At 43.6% G+C, this 13,295-nt stretch carries 8 protein-coding genes and 1 pseudogene; 7 read left to right on the top strand and 2 right to left on the bottom strand.

The window, feature by feature from the left end; all coding sequences use genetic code 11:
• Nucleotides 1-166: 166 nt before the first annotated feature.
• From glgB to NSQ55_RS16605, 5 genes and pseudogenes are all read left to right on the top strand, one after another.
• Nucleotides 167-2,104, top strand: coding sequence for a 1,4-alpha-glucan branching protein GlgB (gene glgB / locus NSQ55_RS16625; protein WP_339168104.1), 1,938 nt, complete (start codon nt 167-169; stop codon nt 2,102-2,104).
• Nucleotides 2,105-2,151: 47 nt separating this feature from the next.
• Nucleotides 2,152-3,576 (top strand): glycogen synthase GlgA, encoded by a 1,425-nt coding sequence (gene glgA, locus NSQ55_RS16620; RefSeq protein WP_076130043.1) that lies wholly within the window; start codon nt 2,152-2,154, stop codon nt 3,574-3,576.
• A 452-nt stretch (nt 3,577-4,028) separates the two neighbouring features.
• Nucleotides 4,029-5,492, top strand: a pseudogene (locus NSQ55_RS16615) (ABC transporter permease subunit); the annotation flags it as partial.
• On the top strand, nt 5,479-6,201 hold the full coding sequence (locus tag NSQ55_RS16610) for an amino acid ABC transporter ATP-binding protein (protein WP_076130044.1): 723 nt from the start codon (nt 5,479-5,481) through the stop codon (nt 6,199-6,201). The pseudogene NSQ55_RS16615 and the gene NSQ55_RS16610, both read left to right, overlap by 14 nt.
• A 162-nt stretch (nt 6,202-6,363) precedes the next feature.
• Nucleotides 6,364-7,893, top strand: coding sequence for a Ppx/GppA phosphatase family protein (locus tag NSQ55_RS16605; protein WP_076130045.1), 1,530 nt, complete (start codon nt 6,364-6,366; stop codon nt 7,891-7,893).
• Here NSQ55_RS16605 and ppk1 read toward each other — a convergent pair.
• The gene (ppk1, locus tag NSQ55_RS16600; protein WP_076130046.1) at nt 7,841-9,955 is read right to left on the bottom strand and encodes a polyphosphate kinase 1; all 2,115 of its coding nucleotides are present in this window, start codon (nt 9,953-9,955) and stop codon (nt 7,841-7,843) included. The two genes, NSQ55_RS16605 and ppk1, sit on opposite strands and share 53 nt — an antisense overlap.
• Before the next feature lie 400 nt (nt 9,956-10,355).
• Between ppk1 and NSQ55_RS16595 the strand changes: the two genes are divergently transcribed.
• Nucleotides 10,356-11,012 (top strand): 3D domain-containing protein, encoded by a 657-nt coding sequence (locus NSQ55_RS16595; RefSeq protein WP_076130047.1) that lies wholly within the window; start codon nt 10,356-10,358, stop codon nt 11,010-11,012.
• Nucleotides 11,013-11,112: 100 nt separating this feature from the next.
• Here NSQ55_RS16595 and NSQ55_RS16590 read toward each other — a convergent pair whose 3' ends face one another.
• Nucleotides 11,113-11,994, bottom strand: a complete 882-nt coding sequence (locus NSQ55_RS16590) for a polysaccharide deacetylase family protein (RefSeq protein ID WP_076184412.1) — start codon at nt 11,992-11,994, stop codon at nt 11,113-11,115.
• Nucleotides 11,995-12,181: 187 nt separating this feature from the next.
• Here NSQ55_RS16590 and NSQ55_RS16585 point away from each other — a divergent pair, with 187 nt between their 5' ends.
• On the top strand, nt 12,182-13,216 hold the full coding sequence (locus NSQ55_RS16585) for an NADH:flavin oxidoreductase/NADH oxidase (RefSeq protein ID WP_339168101.1): 1,035 nt from the start codon (nt 12,182-12,184) through the stop codon (nt 13,214-13,216).
• The last annotated feature ends 79 nt before the right edge of the window (nt 13,217-13,295 follow it).

The following is a 13,295-nucleotide window of genomic DNA, read 5'->3' as shown; positions in this document are numbered from 1 at the left end:
AAGCGCTTGAAACGACATAGGTGAAATATATTGCTTTGTAAACAGAAAAATTACAATTAATATTTCTTTATCAGAAAATCTTTTCTTTTAACATCAAAACATTTTCAAAATGGTAATATTCGGGTAAGGTAATAGGTACAAGCACATTGAAAAAGGTGGTGTAGAATTGGCTGAAAAAGCAAAAATCGAGACCCTTCCGTCAGCTGCTGATATCTATCTGTTCCATGAGGGCACCAATTATCGCAGCTATTCTATGCTGGGTGCACACACTGCCGCTGAAGAAGGCGTTACCGGTGTGCGCTTTACCGTGTGGGCTCCTCATGCGACATATGTAGGACTAGCTGGTGATCATAATGATTGGGACGGAACACAGGGCGTGGACTCGTTATATAAGATACCCGATTCAGGATTTTGGAGTCGTTTTTTTCCGGGAATACAGCCGGGAACTTTTTACAAATACAGGATTCTTGCCTCAGATGGATCAAGTTTCCTTAAAGCGGATCCTTTTGCTTTCAAAGCTGAGGTTCGACCGGCAACGGCTTCGGTAGTAACAGAACTGGATGGCTACCGCTGGGGAGATGCAGCATGGCGTAGGAAAAGCAAAGCTCCATATCAACAGCCAATGAACATTTATGAAATGCACTTCGGTACCTGGCGTCAAAAAGAGGATGGTGAGTTCTATACCTACCGGGAAATGAGCGAGCTGTTAATTCCTTATTTGGTGGAGATGAACTATACACACGTGGAATTTATGCCGTTGGCAGAACATCCATATGATCTATCCTGGGGTTATCAAGGGACGGGGTATTTTGCGGCAACCAGCCGTTATGGCGAACCCCATGAGTTGATGTATTTGATCGATCAGCTGCATCAGGCAGGTATCGGTGTGATTTTAGATTGGGTTCCAGCTCACTTTGCCAAAGACGCACACGGATTACGTATGTTTGATGGAGCGCCACTTTATGAATATGCCGATCCAATGTTAGCTGAAAAACCAGGCTGGGGGACACTTTCGTTTGATTTCAGTAAGCCGGAGATTTCTTCATTTCTTATTTCTAATGCGCTGTTTTGGTTCGAGTATTATCATATCGACGGAATGCGTGTAGATGCGGTTACGAGTATGCTTCGATTAGATTTCGAAAAGCGGGATCATCAATATCGGCGGAATGTTAATGGTGGATTGGAGAATCTGGAGGCCATCAAATTTATCCAGAATCTGAACAAGGCTATCTTTCATTATTTCCCAAAAGCATTGATGATGGCTGAGGAGTCCAGTGCTTGGCCGGGGGTTACTGCACCAGTGCATGAAGGGGGCCTTGGCTTCAATTACAAATGGAATATGGGTTGGATGAATGATACGCTAGGCTACATAGAACATGATTTTGGTGGGCGCCCTTATCATCATAATTTACTTACGTTCCCAATATGTTATGCTTATGCCGAAAATTACGCATTGCCGCTATCGCATGATGAGGTTGTTCACGGCAAGAAGTCTTTGTTAGACAAAATGCCGGGTACTTATGAACAAAAGTTCGCAGGTCTCAGGCAGCTGCTGGGATATCAGATCTCTCATCCCGGTAAAAAGCTTCTGTTTATGGGTGGGGAATTCGGTCAGTTTATCGAGTGGAAGGATCAGGAGCAGCTGGACTGGCTGCTGTTGGATTATGAGAGCCATCGTCGTATGCTTGCCTACACGGCTGCACTTAATAAACTGTATCGCTCCGAAAAAGCGTTGTGGGAGCTGGATCATTCTCAAGAGGGTTATCAGTGGATTGATGCGGATGACAATGATCAAAGTGTGATTTCGTATATACGCCGAGGGAAGAAACCAGGAGATACGCTGCTTATAGTCATCAATTTTCAACCGGTAGAACGGCACAATTATCGTATAGGCGTGCCACGGGCCGGGACTTATGAAGAGCTCTTTAGCTCAGAAAATGAAGAGTATGGTGGCTCCGGATTGCACAATGTCCCTCAAAAGAGCGTTAAGCTGGAATGGCACAATCAGGTGAACAGCATAGAGCTGACTCTTCCGCCCCTTAGCTTCCTGGTGTTTAAAAAAACGTCACGAATGGGTAAGAATAAAGAGGCAAAAGAGTTATAGATCTAAGTACGAATAGAGAATCCGTACAGTTTAAGGGGGAAATAATCATGAAGGTTTTATTTGCCGCAGCTGAAGCCCATCCTTTTGTCAAAACGGGTGGTTTGGCCGATGTCATTGGAGCATTACCTAAAGCGCTGAAGGCTGCCGGGGTAGATGTACGAGTGATTTTGCCTAAATATCGTGGGATTCCTGACAAGTTCACCGCTCAAATGGAGCATTTAACGGAAGTGTATGTTCCAATTGGCTGGCGAAAACAATACTGTGGAATTGAACGCATTATCTATGAGGGTATCCCCGTTTATTTTATCGACAACGAGTATTATTTTGGCCGTGATGGAATTTATGGTTATATGGACGATGGTGAACGGTTTGCGTTCTATAATCGTGCAGTGCTGGAGTGTCTGCCAGCCATTGATTTCCAGCCTGATGTACTGCATTGCCATGATTGGCACGCGGCCGTAATTCCAATGCTGCTACAGGGGCATTATCGCCACAATCCATTTTACAGTGAAATGCGGAGTGTATTTACAATACATAACCTGTTGTATCAGGGAGTGTTTCCTTATGAGGTACTTGGAGAGCTGTTAGGTCTGGATAGCAGCTATTTTGGTAGTGTGGAGTACTATGGTAATGTGAATTTCTTAAAAGGCGGGATTGTATTCAGTGATCGGGTCACGACCGTCAGTCCGACTTATTCAGAAGAAATTCGCACACCTTATTATGGTTACGGCCTGGATGGTTTGTTGAACGCACGGTCAGATGTTTTAAGTGGGATTGTGAATGGCATTGATACTAAAAGTTATAATCCAGCGACAGATTCGAGCCTTGTTACCCGTTATCGTTCTAATTTGACCAAGAAGACGGAGAACAAAGTAGCCTTGCAGGAAGAGCTGGGATTACCTGTGGATGCTAATATCCCAATGGTAGCCATGGTCACGCGTCTCGTGGACTCCAAAGGTTTAGATCTGCTTACCCGAGTGCTGGATGAGCTGCTATATCACGAGGATATTCAATTTGTGCTGCTTGGAACAGGTGATGAATCCTACGAGCGTTGGTTCAAGGAAGCGGCATGGCGGTATCCGACCAAGCTGTCTTCACAGATATTATTTAATGATGCACTCTCACGAAAAATATATGCTGCCAGCGATATCTTCCTTATGCCGTCTAAGTTTGAGCCCTGTGGCATCAGCCAGCTGCTCGCTTTACGGTATGGTAGCATACCCGTTGTCCGTGAGACAGGTGGCCTAAATGATACTGTGCACGCTTATAATGAAGAAACCGGTGAAGGCAATGGCTTTACGTTCAGCAATTATAATGCACACGATATGATGTTTACGCTGCGCCGGGCGCTTTCTTTTTACAAGCAGCCTGAACATTGGAAAAAGATCACAAAAAATGCTTTCGCGGGAGATTATAGCTGGAATGTATCCGCTCAGCAGTACATGGATATCTACGATGATATAACCAGATAAAGTTTAACGAATTCTGTAATGGGTTAATAAGGGATTGCACCTGGGAGTATGGTAAATACTCTGGGAGCAGTCCTTTTTTTATGAAACTAGGAATAAACAGTCGAATGATTTAGCCAGTATAGGGGATAGTAAAAATGTATAAATTTAGCTTCAACGTGAATAAAAGTGATTTTTTAGCTGCGTATTATAGAATTCCCCTCATAGAAATCCATTAAAAGGAAGTTATTGTCACAATTATGCCTTTGCATATTCATGCGTTCTGATTTATAATAAGTCAGTCATTGGGTCAACTTAGATTTTTTCATATGAATAGGGGAGATATAGAAATGAACAAATGGGGTAAACTTAGTTTAGGAATGGTATTAGCGGTAGGTCTGCTTTCAGGCTGCGGTCAAAATAAAAATGATAATGATACCGCTGCTAGTGGTAATGCAAATTCCGGTGCAGTTACTAAAAAGCTGATTATGGGAACAAGTGCAGATTTTCCTCCGTACGAATTCCATAAAGTAGTGGACGGAAAAGATACCATCGTAGGTTTTGATATCGACATCGCTAAGGAAATTGCTGCCGACATGGGCGCTGAGCTTGAAGTTAAGGATCTGCCTTTTGATTCACTGCTTAACGAATTGTCCAGTGGACGTGTAGATATGGTAATTTCCGGCCTTAGCCCGACTGAAGAACGCAAAAAAGCGGTTGAACTTTCAGATATTTATTACAAAGCAGAACAAGCTATTGTAGTACGCGAAGCAGATAAAGATAAATACGCTACTATGGACGCGGTGAAGGGTACCAAAATTGGTGTACAGACAGGCTCTATTCAAGAAGAAATCGCCAAAGAGATTGAAGGCGCAAAAATCACTTCTCTTGGTAAAATCTCCGAGATCGTTCTGCAATTGCAATCTAACCGTATCGATACAGCAATTATTGAAGGACCTGTAGCCAAATCTTTTGTTAAGAATTTAGCGGGTCTTGTAATTACCGATGCTAAGCCTGAAGTAGAAGATGATGGATACGCAATTGGGATTAAAAAAGGCAATACAGAGCTTCTGGATAAAGTAAATGCTACACTTAAACGTCTAGAATCAGAAGGTAAGATTGATGAATATGTAGCGGCTGCCAGCGAGCTTGCTGAAAGCACGAAGTAAGGAATGTATATTGTTTTAGGTCTGCTGAAGTAAATTGTATGTGTATTACAGAAAATAGCGGAACTTTGCTATTTTCTATTTTTTTGGAGATAGGAGGATAAGATATTGGATATTACTTTATTTAGAATGGCTTATGATTATCGTGATCTTTTCTTGACTGGACTACAATATACCTTGCTACTTGCTGTTCTTGGTGTATTATTTGGCTTCATTCTTGGGATTATCGTCTCTCTACTACGCATGTCAAAATGGAGAGTGTTACGTTTCTTAGCCACAGCTTGGGTTGAATTTTTGCGGGGCACTCCAATGCTTGTGCAATTGTTTCTCATCCATTACGGGCTGGCGACATTTGGGATTGAGTTTACTCCGATTCAGTCCGGGGCGATTACACTCTCCATTAACAGTTCTGCTTATCTGGCAGAAATTTTTCGTGCCGGGATTCAGGGTGTCGATCGTGGACAAACGGAGGCCGCACGTTCACTTGGAATGAAACAAGGGATGACCATGCGTCATATTGTACTTCCTCAGGCACTTAAAAGTGTTCTTCCGGCAATCGGTAATGAGTTCATTACCATTATCAAGGAATCATCGATTATTTCATTTATCGGAGTAACGGATTTGATGTTTCAAGCTCGTACAGTTACAACGATTTCGTATGATGGCATGACACCACTCGTGATTGCTGCATTTATGTATTTTGTTCTAACATTTACGCTTTCCAAGATCCTAGGTAGACTCGAAAGGAGGCTGAATACCGATGATCGCCGTTAAGAACCTGCAGAAGCATTACGGAAAGCTGGAGATTCTCAAAGGAATCGATTTGGAGATTAAAAAGGGTGAGGTTGTCGTTGTAATCGGGCCCAGTGGTTCGGGAAAAAGTACCTTTCTGCGCTGCTTGAATTTATTGGAGCAGCCTACAGGTGGCGAGATCACTTTTGAAGGGGAATCGATCACCTCAAAGAAGCATGATATCAATGCAACGCGTGAGAAGATGGGGATGGTTTTTCAGCAGTTCAACCTTTTTCCGCACAAAACCGTTCTGCAAAACATTACGCTCGCACCGATTAAAGTAAGAAAACAGCAGCAGGCTGTGGCCGATAAATTCGCAATGGAGCTCCTCAAGACTGTAGGCCTTGAAGATAAAAAGGATGTTTATCCAGCTCAATTGTCCGGTGGACAAAAGCAGCGGATCGCGATTGCTCGTGCATTAGCCATGCAGCCCCATGTGATGCTTTTTGATGAGCCTACCTCAGCGCTTGATCCGGAAATGGTAGGAGAGGTACTTGAGGTTATGAAAAAGCTTGCCGAAGACGGAATGACAATGGTTATTGTTACACATGAGATGGGCTTTGCCCGTGAAGTGGGTGACCGCATTCTGTTTATGGATGGCGGGTTCATCGTTGAACAGGGTACTCCTGAACAAGTATTTGGTAATCCTACACATGCTCGGACTAAGGATTTTTTAAGTAAAGTATTATAAAGAATTCGTCAAAACGGCCCTGGACAAGTATCCGGTGGCCGTTTTGTTATAGGGTCCTGAGGGTAATGTGGGAATATATCGCTGGGGGCTGAGTTCATTTATTTATGTAAACCATGTATAATAGATGGTCAGTCAATCAACAGGAAAAGGAGTACATACATAATGAGAGATGATCTACGCCGGATAGGCATTATTGATATTGGTTCGAACTCCATTCGTCTTGTAATTTATGATACAACGCGCGAAGGAGGCTATAAGATCATCAAGGAGTGTAAGTACTCCGCTCGCCTTAGTGAGAAGATTACAAAGGAGAATAGACTGGAACAAAAGGACATGGAAACGATAGTTCCGGTCTTGCGGCAGTTTAAGGAAATCTGCAACGCTTTTGCAGTGGAAACCATTCGGGCGGGTGCAACGGCAGCCATTCGTAATGCGGCTAACTCAAGTGAAATAATAAGCTTTTTGTCACAATCCTCTTCCATTCCGATTGAGGTGATCAGTGGCCACCAGGAGGCATATTATGGCTTCTTGGGTGTTATTAATGCCTTTAATGTAGAGGATGGTTATGTCATTGATATTGGTGGCGGGAGTACTGAAATCACTCTTTTTTGTGAGCGGCGTTATCAACACAGCATTTCTTTCCCGTTCGGGGCAGTAAATACCAACCTAATGTTTGGCCAAGGTGGGAATTGGAGCGATGAGCAGATTCACAAGCTGCAGACTTTTGTTCTCGGCAGACTGGTTGAGCATGATTGGCTAAATGCCAAAGCTGGGCTTCCTTTATTCGGTTTAGGAGGGACGGTTCGTTCCTTAGGGAAGCTGGATCAGAAGACACGAGCATACTCATTGCCTAACTCCCATGGCTATACGATGACCAGTGAGACGATTGAGCACTTTATGAACACCTTACCTTCAATGCCTTACGAAAAACGTAAGGATTTAGATGGATTATCTAAGAGTCGGGCGGATATCATTGTATCCGGGTTGATTATTTTCCATACGGTGTATCAGTATATTGGGGCGAGTGAGGCGGTAATCAGCGGGGAAGGGCTCAGAGAAGGCTTGCTGCATGATCTGCTGGAGCCGGAGCAGCCAGTGCGTGATAGTGCATTGGAATATAGCTTAAACACGATCATTCGCTTTGATATTCATACTTCTAAACGGTATTTAGATCATATCAACAAGCTAGCACTCAGCCTGTTTGACGCATTTAAAGATGAATCGAATAGAGCAGAGCACGAGATGTTAATTTACGTGTCCATCATGCTGCATCGTACGGGAACGAATATTAACTATTACCAATCCAAAAGACATACTTTGTATTGGTTGATGAATTCACCAATTCGTGGACTTACCCACCGTCAGCTTATTCTTTGCGCCATGATTGCCTCATACAGCACAAAAAGCCGGAAGCAGAAATTGTCCCAACAACATAAGGACATTTTGCTGCCATCCGACGAAGAGTGGATTCATAAGCTCGGGTCGCTTGTCCAGCTTAGCATTGCGTTGGACAGCACGGAGATTGGAATTGTAAGCGGCCTGAAGGCCAATCTGCACGGCAATACGCTTCATCTGGACTTAGAGGGCGCATCGTCACTGCTAATTGGCCTAGAGGACATTGAGAACGCGATAAAAGCATTTAAGAATGCTTGGGCGGTGAAGGTAAAACTCGGCTTCCCTTCCAACGTGTAACATCCATTGCAGCAAACTGGCTCCGGAAAGGGGCCTTTTTGTCGTCTGGTTGTTCGTAATATCCATTAGCCTGCAAGAAGCTGGCTTTAACATTATCTTTTAGAGACAACTCTAGAATCTTGACGATCTGTTTACGGATGCCGCTGTCTCTGACAGGACACATCAGCTCAATCCGGCGGGTTAGGTTTCTAGTCATCCAGTCGGCACTGGATAAATACACCTCAGGTTTGCCGCCATTTTCGAAATAATAGATCCGGGAGTGCTCCAGAAAACGGTCTACAATACTGCGTACGGTAATGTTTTCGCTTAAGCCCTCTATTCCCGGACGTAGGCAGCAAACCCCTCGCACGATTAAGTCAATGGAGACACCGGCTTGGGCTGCGCTATATAAATCGTCTATTACTTGCTGATTAGAGAGCGAGTTCATCTTGGCGATTATGCGAGCGGGTCTGCCTGCCCGTGCATGTTCAGCTTCACGCATCATTAGCTTTTGCAAGGATAAGCTCATATTCGTCGGTGCAACAATGAAGGAATGCCAGTCAAAATTAGCCGAATATCCAGTCATTTGATTAAACAGCTCAGAAGCGTCCAGTCCGATATCGCTTTGGGCGGTGAATAGACTGAGATCCGTGTAGGCCTTGGCTGTACTGTCATTATAATTTCCTGTGCCTACATGCACGTAACGGCGCAGTTCAGGGCCTTCCTGGCGGACAATCAAGGTCACTTTGGCATGCGTTTTGAGTCCGATCAGACCATAAACGACATGACAGCCTGATTTTTCAAGCTGGCGTGCCCAAGCGATGTTCCGTTCCTCATCAAATCGAGCTTTTAACTCTACAACCACTGTAACTTGCTTACCAGACTCCGCAGCATTGGCTAGTGCAGTAATAAGTGGAGAATTTCCACTGACACGGTATAAGGTCATTTTAATCGCCATCACTTGCTCATCCTCTGAAGCTTGAATGATAAAGTCTGTCATTGCATCAAAAGACTCGTAAGGGTGGTAGACTAATACATCCCGTTCACGCAGCACCTCGAAGAAATCCTCATTTTCTTGAAATTCAGCAGGATAAACCGGCTCAATAGGTGGATAGTTCATGTAACCAAAACCTTTTAGGCTTCCGGCAAAATTACGAAGAAAGCCTAGATCAAGCGGACCTTCAATTTCAAATACGAAGTCCTCCAGCTCAAATTCCGCTTGCAGCTGCTCAAGAGCATAGGGATGGATACCTTTTTGTACTTCCAAACGGGCTGGCACCCCGCGACGACGCTTGCGCAGCTCTTTTTCGATCTCTTCCAGCAGATCCTCTGCACCTTCCTCATCGATCGTAAGATCTGAGTTACGAGTCAAACGAAACTCACTAACCGCAACAGGTTCGTAACCGCTGAATAAGGTTTGAATGTGATGGCGGATCACATCTTCAATAAATACAAATTGTCTTTTCTTACTATTAGAGCGGTGGGGAAGAGGGATACATCTTGGCAGATTCGAAGGAATTTGCAGGATAGCAAAATAAGGCTCCTCTTCAAGACCATTCTTACGAGTAAGAACAACAGCTAGGTAGATAAACTGGCTGTGCACGAGTGGAAACGGCCGGCTCTGATCAACAGCCATTGGCGTTAGTACAGGATAGATGATATCCCGGTAATACTGTTCTATGGACTGCTCTTGGGCATGGGTAAGATCCTCATAATCCACAAATACGATGCCTTCTTTATGCAAACTCCGCGAAATATCACGGAACGTCCGGTATTGATCGGCAATGATTTTGGTTACGCGTTTGATGAGGCGTTTATACAGCCCGGAAGGGGTGTAGCCTGTGAAATCTTTTTTAGTATAGCCCGCCCGGATCTGATCCTGAATTCCCGCCACACGAACGCTTATGAATTCATCCAGATTGCTCGAGACGATCGCCAGAAATCTGGCACGTTCCATTAAAGGGTTATCAGGGTCCTGCGCCTCCTTGAGTACGCGGCGGTTAAATTCGATCCAGCTCAAATCCCTATTGAGGTAAGCAGTGGCTGGACTGCTCTGATTGTTTTTAATCTCTTCTGTATTCATGGGACCTCCAAATATGCTTCGATGTCTATATCTCAAATCTATTTATCATATTCTATCATTTTACTATTGGATGAGGCACGAAATGTTAAATCTATGTAAAATCTCAAAGAATATTATTTAATTATCTTATATAATAGGATGTGATTGTCGCTATTTAGTTAACATAATCAAAATTACGTTAACTTCTTAATGGACAAAAGACAATAATTAAACATGTTATTTCAGAATGGTAACAATTACATACGCATAGGTTACAAAATTGTGATATATTAAGTCCTGTCAGTTTTACAAATGACAACAATACATCAGGACATCACACAAGATGTACATAAGTACAGGAAATGTACACGAGCGTATACGGAAGTCATACCGCTTACGCCCATCTAAAGAGGAGGCATTTATGAAGAACAAGTTCAGAACCATTAAAACCCTTGCTGCAGTTATGGGAATTAGTGCATTGCTGCACACCGCTCCTGCTTTTGCAGACAGCGTTCATATTGCAAAGGAAGGCAATACTTTCTATACTCTATCTCAGCAATACAATGTCGGTGTTAATGATTTAATGAAAGCTAATCCAAACGTTGCTGCTCTTAATATTTACGATGGACTTAAAATAACGATCCCAAGTAAAATGCAAGCAGAGTCTGTGGCTACGACAGAAACTCCAGTGCTTACACCAAGCCTGAATGTTACTCCAGAATCAAAAACAGTTGAAGCATGGGGCAAGTCCTTTAACTACGAGAAATCGATACAAGTTAAGGCTTCTGCTTATTCCTCAGCGGCTAGTGAGAATGGAGGCTGGGGTGCCGTTGATTATTTCGGGAACCCACTCAAGCTAGGAACCATCGCAGTTGATCCAAGTGTAATTCCTCTCGGAACAAAAGTATTGGTTACCGGACATTCACACGCAGGATTGCCTAAAGAAGCTTTTCTGGCTACTGCAACCGATATGGGAAGTGCCATTAAAGGTAACCGGATCGATATCTTTATCCCAGGCAGCCAAAGCTTTGTAGCCGATTTTGGTTATCAATATGTACAATTATACATTGTTAAATAGCTAGATAAAAATATAGAGATTTATTATAGAGATATGAATTGGGTTAAAAAGGTCAAACAAGAAACGGAGGGAGTCCTTAGCGGCTGCCTCCGTTTCTTGTTTATTTATTTTTAGAGACCTGCAGCAATTGAGGAACGGTAACGAAAGAATAGCCACGTTTACGCATAATCGTGATTACCTCAGGTAAAGCCTGAATCGTTCCGCGAAGATCACTACCCGGCCCACCTCCACCATGCTGAAGGATAATTGCTCCTTTTCCAGCATTAGCTAAGATGTTATTTCTAACTTGAGTTTTGGAAAGTCCCTTCCAGTCCAACGAATCCACATTCCAATTTACAAGCTTATAACCATGATTTTTTGCCCATCTCAACTGTTGCTCAGAGATATCTCCATAGGGTGGACGAATCAAGCGTGGTTTATATCCGGCTAAGGTTTGAATAATGTTCTCGGTCTCAATGATCTGTGATCTGAAATCATGCATCTTTAGCTTTACAAACTGAGGATGATCATAAGAGTGATTTCCAATAGCATGTCCTTCTCTAATCATTCTCTTCACTAGAGCGGGATGTTTCTCAGCTCGGCTTCCCACCACGAAGAAGGTTGCTTTGACATGATATTTCTTAAGAACATCTAGCAATTGGGGTGTAAACCTTGGGTCAGGCACATCATCAAAAGTTAAGGCGATGACTTTATTCCGAGGACCGCTGGTCTTAAAGGTCTCGGGATATTTGTGTAATAGCTGACTCAGAGACAAGCCCTTAGTGTTCTTATTGTTGCTGCTCGTTGAATTATTTGTAGTAGAAGTTCCCGCAGATATCGCCTTGTCTTCGTCAGTGGTTTGCGTGCTTTTAATTTGATCCTGTGAGGATTTCTGACTCTGAGCTGGGGCTGAAGCAACCTCTGCTGAAGAGGTTGGAAATAGCAGGACAATGATTGATCCTAATACTACTAGCAGTTTCTGGACTCTCCGTTGATCATACATCCCCATATGCCTCCTTTACTACCTGATCATCACCATATTCTTCATTGTTATCTCCATTGAAGGATGAATTTATGCCGTTTCTTCAAGGGCTCTGGTAAAGATTTCTTGCACACCCTAATGCGTGTATACTAAATAGAACGGGATATTCCCGGGCCAATTATAGACAGGTGGAAGGATGGGGACAAGCATGTCAGAATTGTTTGCACCTTATGAATTGAAGGGTTTAACGCTGAAAAATCGTATTGTTATGCCGCCTATGTGCCAGTATTCGGTGGATAAAGAGGATGGAATTCCTAATGATTGGCATTTTGTTCATTATGTAAGCCGTGCTGTTGGAGGTACTGGTCTAATCATTGTCGAGATGACTGGAGTCCACCCGGACGGTAGAATAACGAACCGGGATACAGGGATTTGGAGTGATACACATATAGAGGCTTATCGTAAGCTCACAGAAAGTGTACATGCCTATGGGGCAAAAATAGCCATTCAACTAGGTCATGCTGGACGTAAAGCAGTCGATGCTGAACCGCCGGTTGCCCCTTCTGCAATTCCATTTGATGCTCGTTCTAAGCAGCCACAGGCGCTTTCTAAGGAAGGCATCCTTGAGATGATAGAAGCCTTTCGTGCTGCCGCTCGTAGAGCTGTGGAGGCAGGATTTGATACTGTGGAGATTCATGGTGCGCATGGCTACTTAATTCACCAGTTTCATTCACCTCTGACCAACATCAGATTGGATGAATATGGACAAGATCCAGCACTTTTTGGAGTACAAGTAGTTACAGCAATCCGAGAAGTAGTGCCAGTAGAGATGCCCTTGATCATGAGGGTTTCCGCGAAAGAATATGTTGATGGTGGATATGATGCTGACTATGCCCTGGCGTTTTGCCGCCGATATAAGGATGCTGGAGTGGATATGTTCCATGTGTCTTCAGGTGGTGAAGGTCCCATTGGCTCAAATGGTGGACCTAATGCGGGCCCAGCCTACCAAGCAGATCTGGCAGAATATATTCGCAGTGGATTACAAGTGCCAGTAATTGCGGTAGGACGGCTTGAAGCCTATTCTGAGGCACAGTCCATCATTGCAGAAAAAAGGGCGGAGCTTGTAGCTATTGGCCGTGGGATGTTAAGTGATCCTTATTGGGCTTTACATGCTGAAGAAGCGCTTGGTGGCGTACATGATGTACCTAAACCTTATGAACGTGGGATTTGGAAAAGAGGCTAGACCATTTTCGGTGTGAAGTTTGTCACAGATTTTATGCTCCTTCTAAGGCAATCTTAATAAAGATAAAATTTGAAGGAGC

It is taken from the genome of Paenibacillus sp. FSL H7-0943 (assembly GCF_037963265.1).
Lineage (GTDB): Bacteria > Bacillota > Bacilli > Paenibacillales > Paenibacillaceae > Paenibacillus_AQ > Paenibacillus_AQ odorifer.
This window is presented reverse-complemented; position numbering and strand designations above follow the sequence as displayed.

Bases quoted from the DNA above. Each gene is read 5' to 3' on its own strand.
- glgA (WP_076130043.1), top strand. From the start codon at position 2,152: ATGAAGGTTTTATTTGCCGCAGCTGAAGCCCATCCTTTTGTCAAAACG.
- NSQ55_RS16605 (WP_076130045.1), top strand. From the start codon at position 6,364: ATGAGAGATGATCTACGCCGGATAGGCATTATTGATATTGGTTCGAAC.
- NSQ55_RS16595 (WP_076130047.1), top strand. From the start codon at position 10,356: ATGAAGAACAAGTTCAGAACCATTAAAACCCTTGCTGCAGTTATGGGA.
- NSQ55_RS16585 (WP_339168101.1), top strand. From the start codon at position 12,182: ATGTCAGAATTGTTTGCACCTTATGAATTGAAGGGTTTAACGCTGAAA.
- NSQ55_RS16610 (WP_076130044.1), top strand. From the start codon at position 5,479: ATGATCGCCGTTAAGAACCTGCAGAAGCATTACGGAAAGCTGGAGATT.
- NSQ55_RS16590 (WP_076184412.1), bottom strand. From the start codon at position 11,994: ATGTATGATCAACGGAGAGTCCAGAAACTGCTAGTAGTATTAGGATCA.
- ppk1 (WP_076130046.1), bottom strand. From the start codon at position 9,955: ATGAATACAGAAGAGATTAAAAACAATCAGAGCAGTCCAGCCACTGCT.